Genomic DNA, 25,501 nt, shown 5'->3' on the forward strand with positions numbered 1-25,501 from the left:
CATCCGCGCTTGCGGGCACCTTCCCCAGGGGGCGAAGGTTCATGTTGGTTAATCAATCCTTCACCAGGCTACACTTATTTGATTGCTTCCTTCATTCTGCTTAGGGGATGTGACCCAGTCAAGAATAAAATGGTTACTTTAACGCACTAAGTACTTCGTCTACATGACCTTTGACGCTTACTTTACGCCATTCTTTGCTTAATTTTCCCTGCGGATCGATGATGAACGTACTGCGCTCAATTCCACGCACTTGTTTTCCATACATTGATTTCATTTTAATCACATCAAACAATTGGCATAATTGTTCGTCTGGATCGCTAATGAGCTCAAAAGGAAAGTTCTGTTTGGCTTTAAAATTCTCATGCGATTTTAAGCTGTCACGCGAAATTCCAAATATCTGTGCATTTAATTTTTGGAATTGGGGGTAGGCATCACGAAAATCCTGTCCCTCTGTAGTACAACCTGGTGTTGCATCCTTAGGATAAAAATAAAGGACAACATACTGTCCTTTGTAATCGCTTAGATGTGCATTAATTCCACTCGTTGCCGAAAATGCAAAATCGGGTATCGATTCACCTATATTCATTACTCTCTCCCTGTTTTTTTCATGATGCGCGAACGGTCTCTTTCCCATTCACGGTCTTTAATGGAGTCTCGCTTATCATGCTCTTTTTTGCCCTTAGCCAAAGCTATTTTTATTTTTATATTATTTTTTTTCCAATATAAAGAAAGTGGAACAATAGTATAGCCTTGACGTTCAACACTGCCGATGAGGTGGTTCAATTCTTTTTTATTTAATAAGAGCTTGCGCGTACGTATTGGGTCAGGAATGGAATGAGTTGAGGCAGTAATCAGCGGTTGGATCTGGGCACCCAGCAAAAAGGCTTCACCGTTTTTGATAATGATATGTGCATCAGATAGATTAATTTTTCCAGCGCGCAGGCTTTTGACTTCCCAGCCCTCAAGTACAAGCCCGGCTTCGTACTGATCCTCAAGAAAATAATTGAAGCCTGCTTTGCGATTCAACACTATGGTTGAATCGGATTGTTTCTTATTTGTCATATTTATTCTTTGACGCGATCGTGTTTGTAATCCAAAGGTAATTGAGGATAGACCCGATTGAGTTGATGATCAACTGCCACGCGATTATCAAAAACAAAGCAATGTCCTTCCCAGAGCGATTCTTCTTTGGGCATTTTTTCAATATAGTTGAGAATGCCATCCTGCAAATGATAGACATTTTCAAACCCTAAATCTTTTAGGTACGCAGTGGATTTTTCGCAGCGTATCCCACCGGTGCAAAACATCGCAATTTTTTTATCTTTTTTATCGAGCAACTGGTCTTGCACATATTGTGGAAAATCACGAAAATTTTCCGTGATGGGGTTAATGGCATTTTTGAATGTGCCTAATTCAAATTCATAATCATTACGGGTATCAATCAACACCACTTCAGGATCTTGAATTAATTCGTTCCACTCTTCAGGAGTGAGATAGGTCCCTACCGTTTTCAGCGGATCAATGTTCGTAAGACCGATGGTTACAATTTCTTTGCGAAGTTTAACCTTAGACTTTTCAAAGGGATTTTCCTTATCAAAAGTTTCTTTAAATCTTAAATCAGCCAAACGCTCATCTTGACGGATAAATTGGTAAAATAGATCCATTTCAGCACGCGTCCCGGCAAAACTTCCATTGATTCCTTCAGAGGCTAATATAATCGTCCCCTTGATTTTGATTTCATGCATTTTGGCAAGCAAAGGCTCGCGCATCGCTTCGAAATTTTCTAGGGAAACAAATTTATAAAATGAAGCAATCACTATTTCGTTCATCATACTACCTGAAAAATAACCAAAAATAATCGACGAAAATTAACATTTACACAGAATTTAATCAATAGGCATCAATTCAATGCACCCTAAGTTTTGGTCCAATGTGAAGCAAAAGTTAGCTAAATGCGTTGACAAAAACTTACCAGCGATCATACTGTTATATACCTAAGCAACTTTAAAACCCTCAGTCTATGCGACTTGATTTTTTAGCCTTGGAGGGCTTAAAGATCAGTGATGAGTGGGCTCTGTTGTCAGTTTTAAGGGGTTTGGCATGGAAAAAGCAACAGATTAACTAGGTGTTTTGAAGTTCTGGGGTGTATATCAAAGCTATCTGCGTTTTCATTCTGCTGGCTTTATAAGGAGATAATATGGCACATTACATTCGGAAGTTGCGTTGGTTCTTTATCCTTGGTTTTTTTATCCCGTTCATTAGTTTTGCCGCTACTCCCATAAAAACTATGGTTGTTTTTGGCGACAGTTTGTCTGATACAGGGAATACAACCCATTTACTAAAAAGTTTACGTCAGGAAGAGGATCCTGCCTTTTTAGTAGCACCTTTCAAAGCATTTGTACTCAATAAGATGGTTGAGTTTGCTGAGGAATATTATGTGCCACAAATGGTTTTGGATTCAGGTATCGCAGTAGTTACCGATTTTTTTGATAACCAATTAGCGCCTTATATTGCCAATTTAGTCAGTAAAGTTAAATTAGTGCCTGTATTGCCAGGAAAGCCTTACTGGAATGCGCGTTTTTCTAACGGCCAGGTATGGAATGAGTATTTAGCGAAGATGCTTTCCATTTCTCCGGACGATGAAGAAGTTTATTTGAACCGTGCTTTTGGTGGAAGCTGGGCAGCTACCTATGATTATCAGCTCACCGTATGGAATTTGATTCGTCATCCATTAGGAACAATCAAAAATCTGATTGTAGGAAAATTGGTTCCACCTAGTCTTGGCTTAACGGTTCAGGCTTATTTGCTCGAACATCCAACCTTAAGTGATGAAACCGTGTTTTTTATTTTCTCAGGAAGTAATGATTACATTAATGTCTTGTTCTTTGAGGATAATTACAACACTGAAGTGATGAGCACTTATGTTGATAATGTTCTATCAGGTGCTGGTTCAGCAGTGATGAAATTAATGCAAGCAGGAGCACGACGTTTTGTGATTATGGGGCTGCCTCATATAGGGGATACACCTCGTATGGTGCAAACCACTGATCGAGAGGTTTTGAATAATGCAGTGGATATGCACAATGAGCGTCTTCAAAATCGTATGAAAGAATGGGCGAAAATTTACCCCGATTCTAATTTTCTTTACATCGATATGGGCGATTATTTGTCACGCGCTTTAAAAAACCCAGAAAATTATGGCTTTACCAATACTACAGAAGCGTGTATCGATGTGAAGTTTCCAATGTATGATGCATTCCGCAACTCACCTTTTGCGAACAACTATGTATTACGTTACGCACAAGTACTGCAATACCGAGATGCGAGCTTTGCTGCTGGGGATAAAAACTATCATGTATGTGATACGCCTGACAGCTATTTGTTCTGGGATGAAATTCATCCAAGTACGCGTGCTCATGGACTTCTTGCTTTTGAAGTATGTAAGGCAATGAAATATCACGGATATGACGTAACCTGTGAAAATCCAATAGAGTAAAACGCGGTGAGGACGGCTGAGTTTAATTATTCTAGGTAGAAAATAGCCCTCATCCTCCCCTAAAGGCACCTTCTCCCTTGCAGGGAGAAGGGATTTCTTTTATAGCAATCCTTACGCCCACAAGTGGGGAGATGGGATCTTTTTTTAGAGTCATCCCCTCTCCCGCTTTTGGGAGAGGGGCAGGGGTGATGGGTTCTTTTTGTAAAAACAATGAATATATCTATAATTTAAAGATAGTAGTCGTAGTCGGAATTTTCTTTTTATGAGTTCTATTTATGGCTGTATTCCATATTTGATTTTAGAAGATAATTTGTGGCAGCGTCCTTTCTCAATCTATTACGAATCATGTTAGTGATTTATAAATGTTTATGGCATAATTGCCGTTTTTTTATTGATATATCGTTCATATGCGGTTGTTGAAACGAGGAGCAGGTTTATGTGTGGGATTATGGGAGCTGTGTCTGAAAGGGATATCAGTAAAATTCTACTGGAAGGTCTACGTCGCTTGGAATATAGAGGTTATGATTCGGCCGGGATTGCGGTAATCGATAATCAAGGGAATTTAAAGCGTGTGCGAATTCAGGGTAAGGTGCAAAATTTAGCGGATGCAATGCAAGAAACCGCCATTGCGGGGAATACTGGCATCGCACACACCAGATGGGCGACACATGGTAGGCCTTCTGAGCAAAATGCCCATCCTCATTTATCCCATGGACAAATTGCATTAGTACATAATGGTATTATTGAAAATCATGAAAAATTACGCCATGAATTAACGATGAAGGGCTATCAGTTCACCTCTGAAACCGATACAGAAGTGGCGGCTCATTTAATTCATTACCACTATCAACAGAATGAAAATTTACTGGCAGCAGTGCAAACTGCTGCTGCAGAAATGGATGGTGCGTTTGCTTTGGGTGTTATGCATCAACATAGACCCATGGAGCTTGTTGCAGTTCGTAAAGGGAGCCCCTTGGTTGTTGGTTTAGGCATCGGTGAAAATTTTATCGCTTCTGATGGACTGGCATTAAAGTCTTTTGCACAATCAGTGATCTACTTAGAGGAGGGCGACAGTGCTTTTATCACCTCGAAAAGTGTGACCATTTATAATGCATCCAAATCGGTTGTTGAACGGCCTCTCCATCCTTTGACAAGTGATGCTGAAACGGTAAGCAAAGGGCCTTATCGGCATTTTATGCTCAAGGAAATTTTTGAGCAATCTAAGGTACTGACTGATACTTTAGAAGGTCGCATAAATAGCCTCGAAGTACTTAAAGCCAGTTTTGGTGAACGAGCCTCTCATGTATTTCCGATGGTAAAACAAATTCATATTGTTGCTTGTGGTACCAGTTATCATGCCGGAATGATTGCCAAATATTGGTTAGAATCTTTAGCGGGATTACCCACTCAAGTTGAAATCGCTAGTGAATACCGTTATCGAGATGTTGTTGTACCCCAGGATACTTTATTTATTACCGTGTCCCAATCTGGAGAAACAGCAGACACTCTCGCTGCTTTGCAAAAAGCAAAAAAAATGAATTATTTGGCTACCTTGGCTATTTGTAATGTGGCAACAAGTACTTTGGTCAGGGAGGCAGACTGTGTTTTCCTAACGCGTGCTGGAATCGAGATTGGGGTGGCATCGACTAAAGCATTTACCACTCAATTAGTTGCTTTCTTGATGTTAGCCGCAGCACTTTCTCATGATAATCGGGCTAATGAAATCTTAAAACAATTGCAAGAGTTGCCGGCATGTTGTGAGCGTGCATTACAAATGAATGAGGAAATTGAAGAACTCGCATCTCTATTTGTTAATAAAGCTCATGCTTTATTCTTAGGGCGCGGGGTGCAGTATCCAGTAGCTCTTGAAGGGGCTTTAAAATTAAAGGAAATTTCTTATATTCACGCAGAAGCCTATCCTTCTGGAGAGTTAAAACATGGTCCTTTGGCTTTAGTTGATGAAAATATGCCTGTTGTTGCCGTTGCTCCTAATGATGAACTGCTGGATAAATTAAAATCTAATCTGCATGAAGTGAGTGCACGCGGTGGTCAGTTATTTGTTTTTGTTGATAATACTCAAAACTGGCAATCGAATGGCACGCGTTTAATTAAGGTACCATACTGTGGTCTGTGGATTGCGCCAATAGTTTATACGATACCTCTGCAATTGTTGGCTTACCATGTCGCTGTTGCTAAAGGTACGGATGTTGATCAACCGCGCAATCTTGCCAAGTCAGTGACTGTTGAGTGATAATGTGGCGGTTTTTTAAACGACTCACCCAGACTATGCCAGCAAGGTTTCGGGTGCGGTAATCAAATTGTTCAATGTTTATGTTTTACGGGGATGTAAATGACTCAAGAGATGTCGGGATTAGCTGCGATTATTGCGCAAGAGCTTAAAGTGAAACCAGCGCAGGTAGAAGCGTCCATTCGTCTGCTCAATGAAGGGGCAACAGTTCCTTTTATTGCTCGTTATCGCAAAGAGGCAACTGAAGGATTAGATGATGTGCAATTACGCTTTATTGATGAGCGCGTACTTTATTTACGAGAATTGGATGAACGTCGTGCTGTAGTTTTACAGTCTATCCGAGAACAAGAGAAACTAACTCCTGAGCTTGAAAAAAGCATTTTGGCTGCAGACACTAAAACTCGTCTTGAAGATTTATATCTACCCTATAGGCCTAAGCGTCGGACCAAGGCTCAAATTGCCATAGAGGCAGGCTTAGAGCCATTAGCTCAGGCTCTTTGGAAAAATCCAGATCTGGATCCCGAAGAACACGCCGTGCAATTTATCAATCCTGAGGCTGGTGTTGAGGATGCGAAAGCCGCATTAGAAGGCGCGCGGCATATATTAATGGAGCATTTTGCAGAAGATGCGGATTTAATTAATGAGCTGCGCGAATATTTGTGGCAGCATGGTATTGTCAAATCAATAGGCAGCTCTAAGAAAAAAGAAACGGTAAACAAATTTTCAGATTACTTTGAATATGCCGAAGCGATTAAAAAGATCCCCTCGCATCGTGCATTAGCTTTATTCCGTGGCCGTCGGGAAAGTGTTTTACAAGTGAGTCTTACCTTACCTGAGCACGAAGAAACCTACGGTGAAAATAAATTAGCTGTGCATTTCAATATTGCTGACCAGCAAAGAAAAGCGGACAGTTGGCTCCTTGAAACGGTACGCTTGACCTGGAAGGTAAAATTATTTACTAAGCTTGAGCTGGAATTACTTACTCGTTTACGAGAAATGGCCGATGAAGAAGCAATCAAAGTATTTTCCAGAAATTTACGTGATTTGTTACTTGCTGCACCCGCTGGTCCCCAAATCACTATCGGTCTGGATCCTGGAATCAGAACGGGTGTTAAAGTCGTTGTCGTTGATGCGACCGGTAAGTTACTGGATTACACGGTTATTTTTCCATTTGCGCCCCAAAATGAATGGCATCAGGGAATTACTGATTTGGCTAAATTGGCCGCAAAACACCAGGTCAATTTAATCAGTATTGGTAATGGAACTGGCTCTCGCGAAACAGAGCGCTTAGTTTCTGATTTAATAAAAATGTATCCTGATTTGAAACTGACTAAAATTATTGTGAGTGAAGCCGGTGCATCTGTTTATTCGGCTTCTGAAATCGCTTCTCAGGAATTTCCTGATTTAGATGTTACCTTGAGAGGAGCTGTTTCTATTGCACGTCGTCTCCAAGATCCTCTTGCAGAATTGGTCAAAATTGAAGCCAAGTCTATTGGCGTAGGCCAATACCAACATGATGTGAATCAAACTCGCTTGGCGCGTTGTTTGGATGGTGTAGTTGAAGATTGCGTGAATGCTGTTGGTGTTGATGTAAATACTGCTTCTGCGGCTCTTCTATCTCATGTTTCGGGTCTTAATGAGGCTTTAGCCAAGAACATAGTGCTTTATCGTGATGAACATGGCGCATTCAAAAACCGGATGGATTTAAAAAAAGTAAATCGTATGGGTGAAAAAGCATTTCAACAAGCCGCAGGTTTTTTACGTATCATGCATGGAGATAATCCTTTAGATGCCTCCTGTGTTCATCCAGAAGCTTATCCTTTAGTAGAAAAAATTATTGCAGATAAAAAAGTTGATATTAAAAAACTAATTGGCAATAAAGAAGTTTTACATAGTGTGAATGCAGAACAATTTATCGATGAGCAATTTGGTCTGCCTACCATAAGAGATGTGTTGCGTGAATTGGAAAAACCGGGTCGCGATCCCAGACCGGAGTTTAAAACAGCACAATTCAAAGAAGGTGTTGAAGACATTGAACATTTACACGAAGGTATGATCCTTGAAGGGGTTGTCAGTAATGTCACTAACTTTGGTGCCTTTGTGGATATTGGCGTTCATCAAGATGGATTAGTCCATATTTCAGCGATGACCAATAAATTTATTTCTGATCCACGTACCGTAGTGAAGGCCGGTGATATCGTAACAGTTAAAGTAATTGAAGTTGATAAAGAAAGAAAACGGATTGGCTTAAGTATGAAATTGGAAGATCAACCGGCGAGCCAACCCGTTAAAAAAGTTGCAAAAACATCTGAAGTGAAAAAACAACCGCCAGTTAAAAAAGCAGAGCATAAGAAAAAACCTGAGGCTAAAAAAGTTGAGCCAGTTAAAAAAACGGTATTTAATACGGCAATGGCAGATGCATTAGCTAAATTAAAGCGTAATTAAAACCTGGGGTGGCGCTTGGTTTATAAAGTCAGAGCTCCCTCTCCCATCCGTGGGAGAGTGGTAGTGGTGAGGGTTCATTAGCTGCAGTCAAAACCCTCATCCGCCCAAACGGGCACCTTATCCCCATAGGGAGTAGGAGTTTTTCTCTTAATTTAATGAAAGTGTCCCCTGGCTACATCTAACATAAAATGGTGAATCATGACCAATACCCCCAAAGGAGAGTTAACTATTCAGACTTTGGCGATGCCAGCAGATACCAACGCCAATGGTGATATATTTGGTGGGTGGATTGTGTCACAAATGGATTTAGCCGCAGGGATATTGGCAAAAAAATTGGCATTAGGACGTGTAGCTACAGTGGCTATTCATTCAATGAATTTCTTAAAACCAGTTCATGTGGGGGATCTTGTGAGCTGTTATGTTACGTTGGTAAAACAAGGCAATAGCTCTATGACATTTAATGTTGAGGTCTGGGCTCATCCTGCGACTCACAATGAAACGTATCAAGTCACCGAAGGTGTTTTTGTTTTTGTTGCCATAAACGAAGAAGGTAGACCAAGAGAGGTGCCTAAAAAAATATGACCCATAATTCGTCAGAACTATACCACCTACTCACGGAAATGGCGACCCACATTGAACAAAATGCGGAACCGGACCCTCAGTTATATACTTTATTTTTTCAAGAACCTGAACTCGCTTTTAAATTAGTGGATATCATCAATAACCTAGAAGAAACGTTAGATGAAGGCCTTTCGGTTTATTCAGCATGTGTTTTTGCGTTAGATATTTGTGTCGCTCAATTGCAAGGAGCTGCAGAGGGTAATAATAAAGTCACAGCAAAGACCTTGACTCAATTGATGAATCATTTAGCTGAAATGATTGATTCACGCAAACACACCCTCAGCTTTTGGCTTCCTGCATTAAATTCCTTTTATGAATCGCATGTTGAATTGACTGAAGATTTAAAGAATGCCTATTACGATCTGGCCAGCGATGAGGAAGAATCCAGTCCTGCAGGTGAGCCGATTTCACATTTAGATGCTATTCGTGATTTGATTCACGAATTATCTGACCTAAACGTTTTTGAAATCGCCGAAAATTTTTTCGCGCAGAGCTATGCAATGCCCGCAGACTTTTTTATCGATCTTATGGTGGATTTATATAATATCGAGGAGGGGGCAGATATTGCCTTGCTCATTTTATTACATCCCAAGGCTGAGGTGCGTGACATTGCGATTAATACACTGGGTCAAATTATCGAGTTTGTGACTTTTTCTTCTATATCTCTTTCACGCTTGCAGACAATAATGCATTGGTATCCAGAGCGTTATCACGCACTATTTAATTCTTGGATTAAAACGCAACGTAAAAAAGGGGTTGTATTTGCACCGGAACAGGAAGCGGCGCAAGTGACTATTCGGGCTACTGAAGTGGATGGTACCGGCTCACAGGGTATTTTTCTCAATGTGCGTCAACGGAGGAAAAATAGACTGTGTGGTTTATTACTAAAGTATGATTTAGGAATTAAAGATGCATGGATAACGCCGGTTCTATCAGCCAAAGATGTAAAGGATTATTATAAAAAGGCTTTTGATGAGAACGTCACGCTTCGTGAAGTCGATTTATCTTATTTCACCATGATGGTGGAACATTTTTTGGCGATAACAATAGAAAAAGATGAGATACCTAATATTCAATTTTTAGAAATTCAAGAACTATTAGGCATACGCATCCGCCCTGTGAAATTGGATTTAGATTATCTCTTTGAACAGATGAGTGTTCAAATCACGCCATTCACCCAAGAAGTGATTTCTGAATCCCTACGCCGTTCAAAATCATGGCTTAAAAGTAAATCGTTTACTGAATCCTGGTATTTGGAAAATCCTTTAGTGGATAAGATTGTTAATCATAACAGCACTTTTGTTGATGGAATTAGAGTGTGTAGCATGGAAGATGCCATGGATGCAGTATTTTCTGAAGAGATGGAAATACACCGCGATAAATGGCAATTTCATTTTTTATGGATTGCCTTATGGATGAAAGCGAAAGAGAAACGAAATGAAAAAATATGGCGTGATAGTTTTCTGATTGCGTACACCATTTATCAAGGAAAACCCTTGAAAGAGATTCCTGTGATGCAAGAGATTTGTCGGCAAACGGTGATTAATAGCGTGGAAACCATGCAAGAGAGACGAACACACCTAAGTCAGGAGTAAGAAGAGCCTACCTCATCCCAAGCGGAGCAGGGGAGCTGCTCGTTGCGCTCGGGATGAAGCGAAAGGGGTGGAAACCGCCAAAAAAGATGAACATACTTGAGGCAGGAATAAGAGGAATTCATGTTTACCGGAATTATTGAGAAAAAAGGGACCGTGATTCACAACATGAATCATGGTGATGCAAACCGATTGGTTATTTCTTGTGGTTTTGAAGGACTACAAATAGGTGAAAGCATCGCGGTAAATGGCGTATGCTTAACCTTATTGCCTTCAGAAGAGGCAACGTTGAATTTTGACCTATCGCCTGAAACTCTGAATCGAACCACCTTAGGTCATTTAGGAGTTGGGGATGAGGTTAATTTAGAACGCGCTATGCTTGCATCGGCTCGCTTTGGAGGGCACTATGTAAGCGGGCATGTTGATGCAGTGGCACAAGTTCAGGCAACGAAGCATATGAACGAATTTGTTGAACTCGAGTTAAGCGGATTTGATGCCAATGCGATGTTGTATTTAATTCCTAAAGGGAGTATTACGGTTGAAGGGGTAAGCTTAACGATTAATTCAGTTGCAAATCAAAGCATCAAATTAATGCTGATTCCCCATACATTACTGAATACAACCCTGTGCTTCTTAAAGCAAGGACAAGAAGTTAATATTGAGTTTGACTACCTGGCTCGGATCGTTGCCCATCAGTTGCAAGTTGCCGGAAAGTTGAGTAATCAAATCCCGTTATGAATTAAGGAGTAGTTCATGACCAAACATTTAACATCCCGATGGCATCGTCTTTTTTTTGCCACCATTATTATAGGGATTGTTTCTGGTTTTGGGGGGATGTTTTTAGCGATATTATTGCATTTTATCCAACACTTAGCCTATGAGCATACCGTATTTCCTATTCTGGGAAATAAGAGTTTTTTGTTTGTGGTCAGCGATTCAACTGCTCCAAGAAGAGTAGTGGCACTTCTGCTTTGCGGTTTTATTGCTGGTTTTGGTTGGTGGGCGGTTTTTCGTTATGGGAGCCCCCTAGTGAGTATTGCCAATGCAATCAAATCGCCAAGACCTTATATGCCGATAAAAACAACTTTAGCGCATGTGTTCCTGCAAATTGTTACTGTTGCCTTGGGCTCACCTTTAGGACGTGAGGTTGCTCCCCGCGAATTCGGAGCAACCTTCGCCTGTTGGCTTACTAATAAAATGAAATTACATCCAAAGGAGAGTCAAATTCTTGTGGCTTGCGCTGCTGGCGCAGGATTGGCGGCAGTCTATAATGTTCCCTTTGGTGGCGCATTATTTTCTCTGGAAGTGTTGCTCGGCAGTTTCAGATGGTTTGCTGTAATCCCGGCAATTACTACTTCGGCGATTGCCGTAGTCATCTCCTGGATGGGGCTTGGCAATCAATCCATGTACCATATCCCCGTTTTAATTATCGATTATTCAGTCGTGATTTGGGCAATCATCGCTGGACCTATTTTTGGTTACTCAGCCTATTGGTTTAAAGAAGTTACCAACCGAGTGCAAAGTAGAGCACCGCGTAACTGGAAAATTATTGTTTTTTGCCTGTTCAATTTTTTCATTATCGGCCTATTGTCTATTTATTTTCCGGCAATATTGGGAAATGGCCGCTCGGCAGCTCAGTTAGGATTTGATGGCAATCTATTAGGCTTAAGTATTGCTGCGGTCTTATTAATACTGAGAGTGTTAATTGTATGTACCAGTATCCAAGCCGGTGCTGCAGGCGGTCTATTAACCCCTTCGCTTGCCAATGGCGCTTTATTGGCGGTGGTGCTCGGCACTCTTTGGAGTTTTGTATGGCCAGGCATCTCCATCGCTGCTTTTGCGGTAATTGGCGGCACCGCCTTTCTTGCCGCGGCGCAAAAAATGCCTCTTACCGCAATTGTGCTCATTATTGAATTTACCGGGATCAACTTTAGCTTTTTTATTCCTATTCTTTTTGCAGTAGCGGGCTCCGCAAGCATGTTCAATTATTGCGCTACTAGACGTGTGGTTGCGGTGGCAAGTTGAAAAAAATTTTGTTTCACCTACCAATAAATGCACTATTGAAAGCTCCTGTTGTGAATATTTGTTTTATGATAAATTTAAAGCCGATGCCGTTTAAAATTATTAAATTAGGATATTTCAAATGATTGAGGAGATGACCATAGCAGGCAGAAGACTAAAATTGATAAAGATGTCTCCTGTCATTGCTGAATTTAATAACCATGCAAATCATGTTTTAGCGCATACTGGTCAAAAATTTGATTATGAACTCAATCAAATTTTCTTTGATGATTGGGAAATCCGAAAGCGTGATTATTTTTTAGATGCGCACATCAATCTCCTGTTATCAGAACATCTACATGTAAATTGAATTTTTTAAATAATTTCGGGTTTATGCTCTAAGTGTCAGAGATAAGGATGTTCAGATGCGCCAAGTTGTTCTTCTAAGACCACTCAATACTCAAAAATTTGTTTTTATTATCACTCTAATTTTATTAGCTATCTTATTTATTTTCAAATCGTGTCAGGTTGTCCAATTCCATAGAGATGCTCAATACTATATCCAGTCAAGCGTCCTATGGCCCAAAGGACTTGTTACTTTTGCCGGAAGCTTAATTGGTGGTCGAGATCTGGTGGTATTTTTTTACCATTTTTTCATGAAAAGTTTTGGGTATAGTGTTGACACACTCTCTTTAGCACTGGCAATAACCTATTTTTTTTCAGGTTTATTTTTAGTGACTATTATTTTTAGGTTTAATATATCGAATCTAATGAGGTTATGGATAAGCACTTTTGTCCTTTTAATCTCCTATGCTTTACCAATATGGTCTTATCCGGCTAGTGATAATCTGGGAGTATTGGCTCTCGTAGGACTGTGGTTGCTTTACATAATATCAGTTCAAACTCAAAAAAAATGGCTTATCTTTTTTGTGTATCCAATCTGTGTTGGAATTGCCTATCATGTACGCACAGAATTGATATTATTTGGTTTATTAACTTTTATTGGAATTGTATTCCAATTTAAAAGAGCCTCTTACTTACAACGATTAGCGCTATTCTTAATAATACTTTTTTCTACTCAATTGGGTGTTTTTGTGATAGAAAAATCATGGATGCTCTGGGTGCCAGTAAAGAAGCCCTATGTATATAAAGGAATATTTTTATCTTTTCGTGCTTTTAACTTTGCGTCTGGACGAAATGGGCCTAACAGTTCAAAACTATCTCATTTACTTCTTTTGAGATCTAATGAAAAAATTCCTTTTTGGGATGCGTTAGGAAGTACCTATTCAAAACTTGGGGCTGCAAAAAGCGATGAATTAATTTCGAAAGCTGGTTTTGAAGCTCTGTATCAAAATCCTTTGTCCTTCTTAAAAGAAATAATCCATATTCAATCAGAAACCTTTAAATTAGAAATATCTATACCATCATGGAGTGAGCAGGAGAAGGCGCAAAAGCGCGATCTATATGATTTGGATTTAGTACGAAAAGAAACTCAGATGAAGTTTGGTGGAGATGCTATCTTTCCCTTGGCTAAATTATTAATCTCTTCCGATTCATTGATTCATAATATGAGAGCTTTTTTGCCGCCAATCAAAGTCGAAATGACTGTTCCATTTTCTTATCAGTTTGTATTTCCTCTTTGTTTACTTATTCTCCTAGTAAAAGTTGATAAGTTAATCAGAACGCTACTGTTGCCACCAGTAATTTATGCACTAGTACTATTTTTTTTAATTAATTTCACAGAAGGGCCTGTTGTCCGCTATTTAAATGGAATAATGCTTCTTGAATGGATAGTACTTTGGATTGCGCTCAACATGATCTTTGTTAAAAATTTCCGAGTAAAAGTGAATTTTTATCTCTCAAATACAATCAAAAGTGGTTTTTATAAGGAGGATAAAATAGCATAATTTTAATATGTGCGTCTTTTAAAATGGATTAATTTATCTCGTGTTTCTATTCTGAAATTCGCACAGCGAAATGCATTGCATTGATCGCGAGACATATAAAAGCGGAACAATTTTTGATAGAGCTTTATGGTTTTGTGACAATTGAAATATGCTTATGATTTATTGCTCTATCACGAATAGTACGTTTTAGTTCCGCAACAAGCATATTGTGCTTCATTTGAAAATTGTTCTAAGTAGGAACATTTTTTTGTGTAATTATTTAAAATTACCCTTTATAATCACGCAAAAATGTTCTTAGATTCCAAAAAAGGCAACAGCTTAGTATTTAGGTTCAAATCAATTATGAATAGCTCATATAGAGAATGATACTAATTAATACTTGAAAAATGGATTTAAGCATGTGAGATTTTTTCACACAACTGGATTCAGTTGAGTGTAGATAAAAAATAGTTATATGTAGGATATCCGACTAATAATGATGTTAGCTAGAATATTAATCATTTTAGTCGAGTTTTTTAGGAGAATGGGTTGGAAAAAAATACGGGCTCTTTGGCACAAAAAGAACACTATGAAAAGATACATGACTTATATGAACAACATTATTACGATCCGACATCTATTGCGTTCAGAGAGCAATTTATCTATAAGCCCTTATTGAATAACATCGATTTGAATAATAAACGAGTAGCCGATTTGGCTTGTGGAAGTGGTTACAACTCACTGTATCTGAAAAATAAATTTCCAGAAATAATGACTCATGGTTTTGATATTTCTGCAAAGGCCTGTGCAGCCTACCGACAAATTGTGGGAAGCGAGGCATATGAACTCGATCTCACTGCTACTAGCACATTCAATCAACAATATGACCATGCCATAGTTGTTGGCGGTATACATCATTGCATCGCTTCTTTAGAAAATACTTTTTTGAATATATCGCAAATGCTAAAACCAGGCGGTAGTTTGTTAATGTGTGAGGCAAGCAGTAGTTTTATGTTAGAATCAGTACGCAAACTATGGTACAAAAAAAGTAAATATTTTGATGCTGACTCTGAGGAAGCGCTTCAACATGATCAGTTGCATCAAAGTTTTGGATCTGACTTTGAGGTTAAATTTGTAAAATACATGGGTGGTCCTGCATATTTTCTAATATTGAATAGTTTAATTTTAAATTTACCTCTATCGTTTAAAAAATTTATTTCTAAACCCTTATTTTTTCTCGAGGAAATTTATAATCTTTTGCCAGGGGATTTCTTTTTCCCTTATTTTTTAGCTGAGTGGGTGAAAAAATAATTTCGAGGAATATTGTGAATTACACGTATATATTATTAACAATTCTGTGCACAGTGTACGCACAGTTGGTGATTCGATGGCAAATGAAGTCAGCAGGTGTTTTGCCACCGGGTTTTACCTCGAAACTAGCATTTGTTTTTTTTCAATTCCTTAACCCCTGGATATTAAGTGTTTGCTTCGCATCCACCTTAGCAATAATTTCTTGGATGGCAGCAATGACTAAATTCGAAATCAGCTATGCTTATCCTTTTTTGAGTTTATCATTTGTTTTTGTATTACTATTTAGCTCATTGATCTTGGGTGAGTCATTAAATATATATAAAATTGTAGGCACTATTTTAGTAACTCTAGGTGTAATGGTTACTTTTAAAGGATAGCTAGATTAATATTTGATTTTTATGTAATTTTATAAAGAGTTCTCAGGATAAAGAATGACTGATATTAAGCCAAAGGAAGGATATGAATGGGAAAAACTTTTAACCATAATTATCCCCGCATATAATGAAGAAGAGGGAATCAAAGCAACACTGGAGAGCTTACGAACGAATCTTCCTTATGTAAATATCATTGTGGTAGATGATCATAGTAGTGATGCTACATTACACCAAGCACTTCAAGCGCCTAATGTTCGTGTGGTGACCCATTCTTATAATATTGGTTATGGTGGAGCACTTAAAACAGGTATGGCTTTGGCAGATACAGAATATGTGGCCTGGTTTGATGCAGATGGAGAGCATCGAATTGAGGACTTAATCGGTATGGCTAACAAAATTCACACTGAAGGTTTACTCGCCGTTATCGGTCAAAGGCCCTCGGGTACCTCCAGCCGCATTAGAACACTGGGTAAGTTTCTTATTCGAATGATAGTGAGAACGATGAAAGTCAATGCGGGACACGATTTAAACTGTGGTTTACGTGTCTTTAGAAGAGAGGTCATTTGTCGTTATCTTTTTGTTTTACCTGATGGATACAGTGCGAGTTTAACCAGCTTAATGATTTTTTTGGAGCGAGATTATCCAATGGCATTTTATCCCATTAAGGTCAATTCGCGAATTGGAACGAGTAAAGTCAAACTGCGCGATGGTTTTAATACGATGGCTCTTGTGATAAGGATAACCACATTATTTGCTCCACTAAAAATATTCCTGCGGGCTGGCGTAATCATCTTTTTATTGGGTGTTTTCTATAGTTTATATAAAGCAATTCAACTGGGGGTCGGTTTTCCAGTTGCGGGCGCCATATCAATCTTAGGGGGGATCTTGCTCATGGCAGTAGGTTTATTAGCGGATCAGATTAGCCAGCTCAGATTGATTCAACTTTCATCAATAACTAATATGCCTTTTAGGCCTATAAAATCGGATATACTAACAAATGGATAATGCAATGAAATCATTTAACTCACTCGCTTTACCGCCTGATTGGGTTTATAAAAACCAAAAAACTTTTTTACAATCATTCTATGATTTTATTGGCGCACCATTAAGAATGATTCTTTTGCCCGACGCAGTTTCAGAAAAATTACATCTGACTTCGTTACGCGGCGAGCGTTTTAGAAAAGTGTTGCCTGAATTACAAGGTCGAGTTTTGGATATCGGTGCAGGAGATAACTTACTTATCCACTTATATCGTCAGTATGCAAGTTTGTATAACAATTCTCCAGAAGATGCACATCATAGTATTGGTGTTGATGTAGTCGATTGGAATAGTGACTGTACCATTATTCATAACTCAGCTCATCTTCCGTTTGAAGATAATAGTTTTGACACCGTGAGTTATATCGCCTGTTTAAATCACATCCCAGAGCGGTTTGAGTCGCTACAGGAGATCCGCCGTTTATTGCGACCTAACGGCAAAGTTGTAGTGACCATGATAGGAAAAGTTATAGGAAAAATTGGTCATGCCCTATGGTGGTATAGTGAGGACAAACATCGTGAGGTAGATGAGCATGAAGAGATGGGCATGGATGAATCAGCGATTATGGATTTGTTTACTAAAGCGGGTTATAGCTTAAAAAAGCATGAAAAATTTGTATATGGTTTAAATTCCATGTATGTATTTGTACCCAAATAGAGGGATTTACATGTTCTCTTTCCCATTTTTTAATCGCCTTAATAACCATTGGCTTGTGTTGGCATTATTCTTCATTCTTGCCTCTTTATGGTTAATGAAAACTTGGGGACCAGCACCGATTATTTTAACAAATGGAGACGCAGGAAACGTATCCTCAATTGTTGCTAGCAAGATCAGTCCAGAGCGGTTTGCGAATGATCCGTTATACTCGGATGCTCAAAATTTTAAATTTTATTGGACTATTTCTATTCCTCTCACCCAATTTTTAACCTATTTTACTCATGATATTGGCCAGTCCTACTTGTTTCTTATCTGGCCGATTATATTTTTGCAACTAATAGGTTTTTATTTGCTCGGGCTGGATTTATTTTCTAATCGGGGTTGGGCTTTTTTACTGGCGTTACTCTCGCTAAGTCCTATATATGTTTTTCCAGGGGAGCTATGGGGGCAACTTGATGTCCCCTTAACCCGAGGCTATTACGGAGCCTTATTCCCTTTTCTTTTACTTGTTTCACTCAAAAACAATAATAAAGTCTGGTTTCCAATGATTGTGATGGGTTTATGTGGCCTGAGTGTTTATGTGCATCCTGTCAGCGCCCCCTCAGTCTCATTTGCATGTCTTACTGCTTTATTCATGTGCAAGCCGACTGGGCGCGGTTGGGGAAAGCAAGTATTGGTAGTTTTTGCTGCTGGGATGATGTTCTTAATGGTTGCAGCTCCGTTTATTATAAGCTTTTTTAGTGGATTTCCCTCTTCAGAGAGTCTACATAATAACAGCAGTTCTGCCATTGCAGCGCACTATATGACTCAAGCCGCTGGACCTCAATACTATAATGCATTAAGTATCCTCCAGTCATTATATTCATTGTTGTTCCAAGGAAAGTGGAATTGGTTTTGGCTCATAGGATTAATTGGATTACTCATAGCCCCAACATTTTCAAAAAAGCCTCAGTATGAGCGACAGTTTTTTATTTTTTTTATTGTGGGCCTCTTAATTTCCTCTGTGGGAATTGCTTGGCTGGATCAGAGTATTGCAAAAATGTATGGACGATATCCTGCAGAAATCGACTTAATACGTAATTGCAGATATCTGATTCCATTGTTACTGATAGGGGCCGTCAGATTTTTTGCCAATATTGATATTAAAATTCCTAACACCTACCGCCTCGTTTTCGGATGCCTTATCCTCATTTTTGTTTATCGATGGTTTATTGAATTCCCCACTACATTCTATAATTTCGTAGTCAATCAAATACAGCATAATCAGGTTGAAGATCAGGTCAATAATCTCTCAAACAAAAAGATGCTGAATTACATTAAATCATTACCTCCAGGCTCCAAAATCATGGCCTTCTCCCTTGATGGTGAAAGTAATGGCTTGATTGAAGATCTAATGCTTGCAATCCGCTATTCGAGTTTTCAACCGATAGCTCATCTTAAAAAAGATCTTAATTTCTTAAGCTATAGTGGACGCGGTTTAAAAATTTTAGAATGGCAAAAAGAAGCGGAGCAGCTTGCATTAATAAAGAAAGAGAGTGATCAAACTAGGCTCAAATTATTAAAAGAATTCATGCAAGCGCATGAAGTGAAATTGCTTTTGGCTTATGAGCCTGATATATCTGCTGAATTAAGAAATCTTTTCAATTCGCAATTTAAGCTCCTTTATAAACAAATGAATTTTTCTTTGTATGCATATAATCCTGATGATTCAATCGTCTCGGTTCATTAGGGTGATAAAAACTGTGAAGAGAGATCATTGATTTAGGTATAAAACAAATGTGTGGTATTGCTGGCATTTTAAATTTTGACCGTTCCTCAATCTCAACGAATATGCTCAAAGCAATGACTGATAGCATTTTTCATCGTGGACCCGACGGTGAAGGATTTTGGTTTACGGACGGAGTTGGTCTAGGTCATCGACGATTGGCAATACGGGATTTAAGTGAAGCAGGTCATCAACCGATGCAAGATAACCTTAATCTGATTTCCGTAACCTATAATGGTGAGATTTACAATTATGATGAGATACGAAACGATTTAGAGAAAGAAACGGATTATTTATTCAAATCAAACTGCGATGCAGAATTATTACCTATAGGTTGGTTAACTTGGGGAGAAAAATTATTTGATCGTATCGAAGGAATGTTTGCGATAGGTATATGGGATTGTCGTACTGAAACATTAGTTCTTGTTCGCGATGGTATAGGTATTAAACCCCTTTTTTATGCCCAAAATAATTCTTCATTGTTTTTTTGTAGTGAAATTAAAGGGATACTTGCAACAAAACAATTTACTATGGATATTGATGAAGCTGAATTTCATACTTATTTAGCATCGGGGTATACAAATCCAGAGCGGTCTTTATTAAAAAACATAAAACAACTTGAGCCAGGAACAATTTTAAAAGTTTCATTTGATGGCTCGCTCTCTTGCCATAATTATTGGCAGCCGGTAAGAAAACCTGATCAATCAATTCAATTAGATGATGCTGTTGATGAGATAGAGTTATTATTGTCACAAGTCATTAACCAGATGCTAGTTGCAGATGTTCCAATTGGCTTACTTCAAAGTAGCGGAATTGATAGCACCCTAATTGCACTTCTCACGAAAAGTGAAGTGATCAGTTATACTGCTCAGTTCAATGAAACCTCACACGATGAGAGCATTTTGGCTCAAAAAATAGCTACTCTTACTAATCATCCGTGGCGACCAGTTTCTGTTGATCAAACGAGTCAAATACTAAATGATTTTCATCGGGTATCGCATCATGTTGATGGTCAATTAGCCGATTCAAGTTGTTTAGCACATTTTGCATTATCAAGAGAAGCGAGTAATCATGTGAAAGTGGCAATTGCAGGTGACGGCGCAGATGAAATATTTGCAGGATACTCAACATATAAGGCAAGTAGAGTTGCCGAGTACACAAGATCTTTGATACCAAAATTTTTAACCCAGCACCTTGGTGACTGGTTGTTTAAAAAATATGGGCATGATGAGCGTCGTTTACCTTGGCATGAAATGCTTATGCGCTTTCTTTGGGGTGTTTCATTATCTGACGTACCCCATTCGCAATGGCGCCGGTTGACATATCCTTTTTTGTTGAGAAAGCTCTATAGTTCAGCCATGCATGATTTTTTAAATGAAAATCCTCTAGCCAATTATGAAAATGCGGTAGTGAGTGCTCCTGGATCTATTTTTGATAAATGCCTGCTGGCGGATCAACGAATTTATTTATCGGGTGACATGTTAACAAAAGTTGATCGAATGAGTATGGCTCATGGCCTAGAAATTCGAGTTCCATTTCTAGATCGTAGAATTATAAACTTTGCAAGCAAGTTGCCCGAGCATCTATTAAGCCCATTATTTGGCGAATCAAAACTCACCTTACGGAAAATTTTATCTAAGCATTGCTTACTTGACGAGGTAGTAAAAGGAAAAAAGAAAGGTTTTAACATCCCTTTGGCGAGTTTACTTCGCAACCAATTGAAACCGATAGGTGAGGAAATTATTATCAAAAATGCGGATGTTTTTGCGCCATTTATTAATCCCGATAAATTAAGAGAAGTATGGCGTGAACACAATGCTAGGGCGTTTAACCATGCTTATTCACTATGGGCTTTACTGATTTTTGGTTCTTGGAGAATAAAGCATGGCTAGATAATAAACCCCCTAAGCATGGCTTATGAAAGCAGCTCTCTCAATTAAGGGTTTGTCTACTGCTGCCAGCTGATTATTAATTAATTCAAAAAAATCTTTTTTAGATAAAATTATTCACTTAGCTAAAACAAGTTCCTTATAAAATGAGTCATAGTGGTCCACACAGGCCTCAAGAGAGAATTCTGAATGAGCACGTTGGCTTGAAGCCAATGCAAATTGCTTTCTTAATGAGCCATTTGATGCTAAATAAAGCAATGCATCAGCCATTTTTGATGGATCATTTGGTGGTACAACAATTCCTGAAACGCCATCGAGCACTGCCTCGCCATTTCCTCCCACGTTAGTCACAACCATTGGTAATCCTGCTGCCATACACTCAATTACTGCATTGGAAAAGCCTTCCTCCAAAGAAGATAAAATACCTATGTCGGATGATTTAAGCAGAGCAGGCACATCGGATCTCGCACCAAGCCACTTAACCGAGTCAGCAATATCACATTCTGCTGCATATTTTTTTAACTCAGAACCTATCCCATCATCACGTCCAATAACTAGAAGGTACCATGGGGTCGGTAAACGAGATGCGATTCGAGAGAACGCCTCAAGCAGAACACGATGTCCCTTGTAAGGAATGAGGTTTGCTACAATGGCAAATACTAATGCTGAATCGGGTATTTCCAGTTTATTCCGTACACTTTGGCGGTCTTCTATGTCTGAAAATCTGGAAAAATTCACACCATTATAGATTAACCTTAATTTGGAATCGGGTACCCCTTCTTCTTCTAGCTGAGAAATAACGGCACGTGAATTTCCAAGAATAGCATTCATATGGCGATGTAATTTTTTTTCTATCTTTGACAGGACTGGGTATTTTGCCTGATAACCGTTTAAACTCCGCCGACTCATCACCTTAAATTTTTTAAAGGTTAAAATAGAGCAAATTCCTCCAATCAGATAGGCTGTAGGGAGGAAAAAATGCACTACTTTAAAACGCCGGTAAGATAAAAAAACAAGAAGTGACCCAAAAGAATAAGACATACGGAACAGTCGATAAATATAAGAAGCCCCCTGCTTATGCTTAAACAAAGGAGAGCTGACTCTAATTCCCATTTTCTGCAGTTCCTGGGCCAGCGCACCCGGGCGACCAAGGCAAAACACTTCGACATCCCAATTTTTTTGTTTTAATTTAGGTAGAAGTTGAAAAAGATGCATTTCTGCACCACCAACATCCAAAGACCCAATCACGTATAATATTTTATTCATTTATCCTCTAACTTGGCTAATCAATAAAATGCCCTTTCAAGAACAACCTATTTTTGAAAAGTTGGAATAAGCAGGGCGGAACATTTTTTCGAGTTCATTTAACGCAAAAACAAAGAAAGTCAATACAAGCCCCATCTTAATCTGACTTATCCAATAAGAAGGTTCGTCACGTAAAATGGAATAGCTGATATAGAGTGATACAAATGTCAGTATGGAGTTTTTGGCAATCCAATTAAAAAACATAGAAAACCACATAAAAATCAATCCTATTCCATAAGTTCCCAAAACAAATAGTTGAAAATTATAGGCAGCACCCTGGCCATTGGGTATCTGTAAAACCTTTCCTAAAGAATTGAGCATTTCTCCGGCATCAGGAGACAACGAGGAGGTGAAAGGAAGTAAATTTGCAAAAGCATGAAGTGAACTAGTTACTTTGCCTAGATCAAGCGACAAAACTAAATTGGTTAAAATAGCCATTTGTTCGGGACTTGGCTGGAATGTGTAAGATCTGGAAATATAATCTAGATATGCACTTAATTCAAAGCCCTCTTTAAATAAAACAGCATGTACATACCATTTCAAATAATTTGAAAATTCTCCAATAAATGTAAGTAGTAGCGCCACTAAAATGGGAGAAGCTATTTTATTTGACCTGGCAAAGAGGAGATAAGAAACGATTAAAAAGGCTAAATGCCTGTATCCGCTAATCACGGAGATACATACGGTGGCTAAAGCTAAGGCGGCAATAAAAAAATTGAGTACTCTCGACTTAAATGGAGAAAAAAACAGTCCTCCAAGAAGAATGGTATCATAGGGGAAATGGTAAAAAAATAAATCCATAGAGCGGCCTGAACTGGCGATGATAAATTTATCTTTTGGCAAAAAAATCAAATCATAACTTTTTATCAGTGCATAGACTTGAGCCAAACAGGCCATTAGTAATAAAACCTTACATCCAATCCCATTTCTGTTTAAAACAACAATGTGGTCGCGGCTTAAGGAAGAATTTTCCGTAACAACAAATAAAGACAACAATAAAGCAAGATCAGTAATTATATAAACGCTGAGCACGAGTGCCGATGGGGTGTACGTTACCGGAATACCGAAGAAATCAAAGCGAAAAGGAACCAAGACGACAACGGAGTAAAAACAATACAGCATCACGCTGATTTTACACCAGTAGGGTTTTTTCATTGAAATAAAACTGTTAATTAAAAGTAATGAACAGTGCGCCATCCATGTAAACACAGTAAGAAGTTCCACTTTGTTCCTCACAAAAAAAATTAGATATCCTTTATTAATGAAGGATAAAATAACAAAAAAATCAGGGCTGGCGGCTCATGAAGTAACTTCGTAACCCTATTTTTAAATGCCTTTCTTCTGCTAAAAACATCAATAAGAAGAAAATCAAATTGATGCCATAAACAACGGAGTATGAGTACATTACACCGGTCATGCCAAACGCTGGAATAAGTAAGTAGTTGGCAGCCACTTTACTTAAGAGACCCAGAACTCCTGAAACAAAAATAAGAAAGTACTTTCTTGAGCTTGCAAAATAACTCACTAAAACAAGACTGGATGCGTAAAGCGGTAATTGCAAGAGTCCTCTTTGGAATAAATAAGTCACTACGGATGTATTGTTCGCATTAAAAGCACCTCGTTCAAATAAAATAGATACTATTTTATTCGCTGCAATCCACGAAAAAAACACAATGGCGACGCTGCCGCCAAAGATAATAAAAACCCAACGAAGTGCTAAAGATCTTACTGAGCGATTTGAGCCCGCAAATTCAGACGAAAATACAGGTAAAGTGGCTCGACTAATCGAGAGGGCTGCAAGACTTAAAATCAAAGCCAATACCCTATTCGCATAACCCAGCGATGCAATAGACCCTGAGCCGAGATTGGCAGCAAAAAATTGATCGATAATCGGACCCAGAGCAATCAGAGCCTGGCCAAGTGTTATGATTCCAATTCCTTTGCCAAGCTCACCCCAAAATGTACATTTAAAAGTAAAGCGTGGAACAGGAAGCTCACCCGAACGGTGTAAAGAAATTGAAAGCGCAAGTAAATGAACTATATAGCCTACCACTGTTCCCCAAACCAGTGGTTCTAACTGTAAGTTTGAAAAACACACAATAGCCAGGCAGAGTATAAAAGCTGGAATTGCTTCATATAAAGTGTTCTGATGACGTCCTACCGCTAATAACCAGACGGAAAATAAGCTTATAACCGCTCCTAATGGTGCTAAAAAAATGAGCGTATTTGCCATCGTTTTTGCGATTTCTTTTGTATGATCTGAAAACCCTAGTTCTTGTGTATTGAATATAACCCCAAAAAAGAGATAGCAAGATACCATAAAGAGCAATGCGATAACTAATGTAAACCCCAGTAATTCGCTATAGAAAAATGGAATTTCTTCCGGCGTGTTAGCGCGCATGCGAGCTAGAAGAGGAACTAATACAACAGTTAGAACACTAAGCCAAATTGATAAGGGCCAACTGAGAAGAGAAAAGACAAACAAATAAGCATCAACAATTTCATCCGTACCATAATGCCAGGCGATGGACATTTCTTTGGCTGCACCGATCATTTTACCGAGAAGAATAAAAAGAATGATCCAAAACATTCCGCTTGCTATACGCCGCCATTCCAAACTAAGGCACGCTAATCTCTCTTTAATACCGGACTCTCTAAAAATAAAAGAAATCAATCTGTTTCCCACCAAAAAAAATTTCCCTATAGCCAAGACACCTGCTTTGAATTGTTTCACTATTAAGAATCAGATTATATTCTTGGACGTCTTAAACGGGTTTGAGAGAAAACTTCTTGTTAACATCCCCTCATCAAGTTATAGAACAATATGGGTTCCACTTTTGTATGTGGTTTGTATGTCGATAACATGCTGAAC

Annotated in this window: 21 protein-coding genes; 15 read left to right on the forward strand and 6 right to left on the reverse strand. The window is 38.7% G+C overall.

Annotated features, from left to right (window positions below):
- Positions 1-133 precede the first annotated feature (133 nt).
- From OQJ13_RS09665 to OQJ13_RS09675, 3 genes are read right to left on the reverse strand one after another with little or no spacing between them, the layout of a single operon-like run.
- Complete coding sequence (locus OQJ13_RS09665; RefSeq protein ID WP_265710641.1) at positions 134-586, reverse strand: peroxiredoxin; 453 nt, start codon at positions 584-586, stop codon at positions 134-136.
- Entirely contained in the window at positions 586-1,062 is a 477-nt protein-coding gene (gene smpB, locus OQJ13_RS09670; protein WP_265710642.1) for an SsrA-binding protein SmpB, read from the reverse strand. The genes OQJ13_RS09665 and smpB overlap by 1 nt, the downstream gene beginning before the upstream one ends.
- A gap of 2 nt (positions 1,063-1,064) precedes the next feature.
- Complete coding sequence (locus OQJ13_RS09675) at positions 1,065-1,829, reverse strand: rhodanese-related sulfurtransferase (RefSeq protein ID WP_265711922.1); 765 nt, start codon at positions 1,827-1,829, stop codon at positions 1,065-1,067.
- A 368-nt stretch (positions 1,830-2,197) separates the two neighbouring features.
- Between OQJ13_RS09675 and plaC the strand changes: the two genes are divergently transcribed.
- The 15 genes from plaC to asnB all read left to right on the forward strand — a co-directional run bounded on the left by plaC (position 2,198) and on the right by asnB (position 21,327).
- Entirely contained in the window at positions 2,198-3,496 is a 1,299-nt protein-coding gene (gene plaC / locus OQJ13_RS09680) for a lysophospholipase/glycerophospholipid:cholesterol acyltransferase PlaC (RefSeq protein ID WP_265710643.1), read from the forward strand.
- A 436-nt stretch (positions 3,497-3,932) separates the two neighbouring features.
- Positions 3,933-5,747 carry a glutamine--fructose-6-phosphate transaminase (isomerizing) gene (gene glmS / locus OQJ13_RS09685; RefSeq protein WP_265710644.1) on the forward strand — a complete coding sequence of 605 codons (1,815 nt, stop codon included), beginning with the start codon at positions 3,933-3,935 and terminating at the stop codon, positions 5,745-5,747.
- Positions 5,748-5,846: 99 nt separating this feature from the next.
- On the forward strand, positions 5,847-8,189 hold the full coding sequence (locus OQJ13_RS09690) for a Tex family protein (protein WP_265710645.1): 2,343 nt from the start codon (positions 5,847-5,849) through the stop codon (positions 8,187-8,189).
- Positions 8,190-8,387: 198 nt separating this feature from the next.
- A complete protein-coding gene (gene yciA / locus OQJ13_RS09695) occupies positions 8,388-8,771 on the forward strand; it encodes an acyl-CoA thioester hydrolase YciA (RefSeq protein WP_265710646.1) in 384 nt (127 codons plus the stop codon).
- Positions 8,768-10,405 carry a hypothetical protein gene (locus OQJ13_RS09700; RefSeq protein WP_265710647.1) on the forward strand — a complete coding sequence of 546 codons (1,638 nt, stop codon included), beginning with the start codon at positions 8,768-8,770 and terminating at the stop codon, positions 10,403-10,405. Before yciA ends, OQJ13_RS09700 begins: the two co-directional genes overlap by 4 nt.
- A gap of 120 nt (positions 10,406-10,525) precedes the next feature.
- On the forward strand, positions 10,526-11,140 hold the full coding sequence (locus OQJ13_RS09705) for a riboflavin synthase (RefSeq protein WP_265710648.1): 615 nt from the start codon (positions 10,526-10,528) through the stop codon (positions 11,138-11,140).
- A gap of 15 nt (positions 11,141-11,155) precedes the next feature.
- Positions 11,156-12,427, forward strand: a complete 1,272-nt coding sequence (locus OQJ13_RS09710) for a chloride channel protein (protein WP_265710649.1) — start codon at positions 11,156-11,158, stop codon at positions 12,425-12,427.
- Between the two features lie 118 nt (positions 12,428-12,545).
- Positions 12,546-12,773: a hypothetical protein gene (locus OQJ13_RS09715; protein ID WP_265710650.1), complete on the forward strand. Its 228-nt coding sequence runs from the start codon at positions 12,546-12,548 to the stop codon at positions 12,771-12,773.
- A gap of 286 nt (positions 12,774-13,059) precedes the next feature.
- Positions 13,060-14,310, forward strand: coding sequence for a hypothetical protein (locus OQJ13_RS09720; protein ID WP_265710651.1), 1,251 nt, complete (start codon positions 13,060-13,062; stop codon positions 14,308-14,310).
- 528 nt (positions 14,311-14,838) lie between these two features.
- Complete coding sequence (locus OQJ13_RS09725; RefSeq protein ID WP_265710652.1) at positions 14,839-15,600, forward strand: class I SAM-dependent methyltransferase; 762 nt, start codon at positions 14,839-14,841, stop codon at positions 15,598-15,600.
- 14 nt (positions 15,601-15,614) lie between these two features.
- A complete protein-coding gene (locus OQJ13_RS09730) occupies positions 15,615-15,977 on the forward strand; it encodes an EamA family transporter (protein ID WP_265710653.1) in 363 nt (120 codons plus the stop codon).
- A gap of 54 nt (positions 15,978-16,031) precedes the next feature.
- Positions 16,032-16,979, forward strand: a complete 948-nt coding sequence (locus OQJ13_RS09735) for a glycosyltransferase family 2 protein (RefSeq protein ID WP_265710654.1) — start codon at positions 16,032-16,034, stop codon at positions 16,977-16,979.
- Between the two features lie 4 nt (positions 16,980-16,983).
- Entirely contained in the window at positions 16,984-17,670 is a 687-nt protein-coding gene (locus tag OQJ13_RS09740) for a class I SAM-dependent methyltransferase (RefSeq protein ID WP_265710655.1), read from the forward strand.
- Between the two features lie 10 nt (positions 17,671-17,680).
- The gene (locus OQJ13_RS09745) at positions 17,681-19,399 is read left to right on the forward strand and encodes a hypothetical protein (RefSeq protein ID WP_265710656.1); all 1,719 of its coding nucleotides are present in this window, start codon (positions 17,681-17,683) and stop codon (positions 19,397-19,399) included.
- Positions 19,400-19,446: 47 nt separating this feature from the next.
- Positions 19,447-21,327, forward strand: a complete 1,881-nt coding sequence (gene asnB / locus OQJ13_RS09750) for an asparagine synthase (glutamine-hydrolyzing) (protein ID WP_265710657.1) — start codon at positions 19,447-19,449, stop codon at positions 21,325-21,327.
- A gap of 114 nt (positions 21,328-21,441) precedes the next feature.
- On the opposite strand, the gene OQJ13_RS09755 is transcribed toward asnB, so the two are convergent.
- The 3 genes from OQJ13_RS09755 to OQJ13_RS09765 form a co-directional block, all read right to left on the reverse strand.
- Positions 21,442-22,590 carry a glycosyltransferase gene (locus tag OQJ13_RS09755; RefSeq protein WP_265710658.1) on the reverse strand — a complete coding sequence of 383 codons (1,149 nt, stop codon included), beginning with the start codon at positions 22,588-22,590 and terminating at the stop codon, positions 21,442-21,444.
- 36 nt (positions 22,591-22,626) lie between these two features.
- Entirely contained in the window at positions 22,627-23,853 is a 1,227-nt protein-coding gene (locus OQJ13_RS09760) for a hypothetical protein (RefSeq protein WP_265710659.1), read from the reverse strand.
- A gap of 61 nt (positions 23,854-23,914) precedes the next feature.
- Positions 23,915-25,219 (reverse strand): lipid II flippase MurJ, encoded by a 1,305-nt coding sequence (locus OQJ13_RS09765; RefSeq protein WP_265710660.1) that lies wholly within the window; start codon positions 25,217-25,219, stop codon positions 23,915-23,917.
- Positions 25,220-25,501 lie beyond the last annotated feature (282 nt).

This window comes from Legionella sp. PATHC035 (genome assembly GCF_026191115.1).
Classification (GTDB): domain Bacteria; phylum Pseudomonadota; class Gammaproteobacteria; order Legionellales; family Legionellaceae; genus Legionella.

What these genes read in the sequence shown, in the direction of transcription:
- OQJ13_RS09690 (WP_265710645.1), top strand. Translation starts at nt 5,847, where the DNA reads ATGACTCAAGAGATGTCGGGATTAGCTGCGATTATTGCGCAAGAGCTT.
- OQJ13_RS09755 (WP_265710658.1), bottom strand. Translation starts at nt 22,590, where the DNA reads ATGAATAAAATATTATACGTGATTGGGTCTTTGGATGTTGGTGGTGCA.
- OQJ13_RS09675 (WP_265711922.1), bottom strand. Translation starts at nt 1,829, where the DNA reads ATGAACGAAATAGTGATTGCTTCATTTTATAAATTTGTTTCCCTAGAA.
- yciA (WP_265710646.1), top strand. Translation starts at nt 8,388, where the DNA reads ATGACCAATACCCCCAAAGGAGAGTTAACTATTCAGACTTTGGCGATG.
- OQJ13_RS09665 (WP_265710641.1), bottom strand. Translation starts at nt 586, where the DNA reads ATGAATATAGGTGAATCGATACCCGATTTTGCATTTTCGGCAACGAGT.
- OQJ13_RS09715 (WP_265710650.1), top strand. Translation starts at nt 12,546, where the DNA reads ATGATTGAGGAGATGACCATAGCAGGCAGAAGACTAAAATTGATAAAG.
- OQJ13_RS09745 (WP_265710656.1), top strand. Translation starts at nt 17,681, where the DNA reads ATGTTCTCTTTCCCATTTTTTAATCGCCTTAATAACCATTGGCTTGTG.
- OQJ13_RS09700 (WP_265710647.1), top strand. Translation starts at nt 8,768, where the DNA reads ATGACCCATAATTCGTCAGAACTATACCACCTACTCACGGAAATGGCG.
- glmS (WP_265710644.1), top strand. Translation starts at nt 3,933, where the DNA reads ATGTGTGGGATTATGGGAGCTGTGTCTGAAAGGGATATCAGTAAAATT.
- smpB (WP_265710642.1), bottom strand. Translation starts at nt 1,062, where the DNA reads ATGACAAATAAGAAACAATCCGATTCAACCATAGTGTTGAATCGCAAA.
- OQJ13_RS09735 (WP_265710654.1), top strand. Translation starts at nt 16,032, where the DNA reads ATGACTGATATTAAGCCAAAGGAAGGATATGAATGGGAAAAACTTTTA.
- OQJ13_RS09720 (WP_265710651.1), top strand. Translation starts at nt 13,060, where the DNA reads ATGAAAAGTTTTGGGTATAGTGTTGACACACTCTCTTTAGCACTGGCA.
- OQJ13_RS09740 (WP_265710655.1), top strand. Translation starts at nt 16,984, where the DNA reads ATGAAATCATTTAACTCACTCGCTTTACCGCCTGATTGGGTTTATAAA.
- OQJ13_RS09710 (WP_265710649.1), top strand. Translation starts at nt 11,156, where the DNA reads ATGACCAAACATTTAACATCCCGATGGCATCGTCTTTTTTTTGCCACC.
- OQJ13_RS09765 (WP_265710660.1), bottom strand. Translation starts at nt 25,219, where the DNA reads ATGTTTTGGATCATTCTTTTTATTCTTCTCGGTAAAATGATCGGTGCA.
- plaC (WP_265710643.1), top strand. Translation starts at nt 2,198, where the DNA reads ATGGCACATTACATTCGGAAGTTGCGTTGGTTCTTTATCCTTGGTTTT.
- OQJ13_RS09705 (WP_265710648.1), top strand. Translation starts at nt 10,526, where the DNA reads ATGTTTACCGGAATTATTGAGAAAAAAGGGACCGTGATTCACAACATG.
- asnB (WP_265710657.1), top strand. Translation starts at nt 19,447, where the DNA reads ATGTGTGGTATTGCTGGCATTTTAAATTTTGACCGTTCCTCAATCTCA.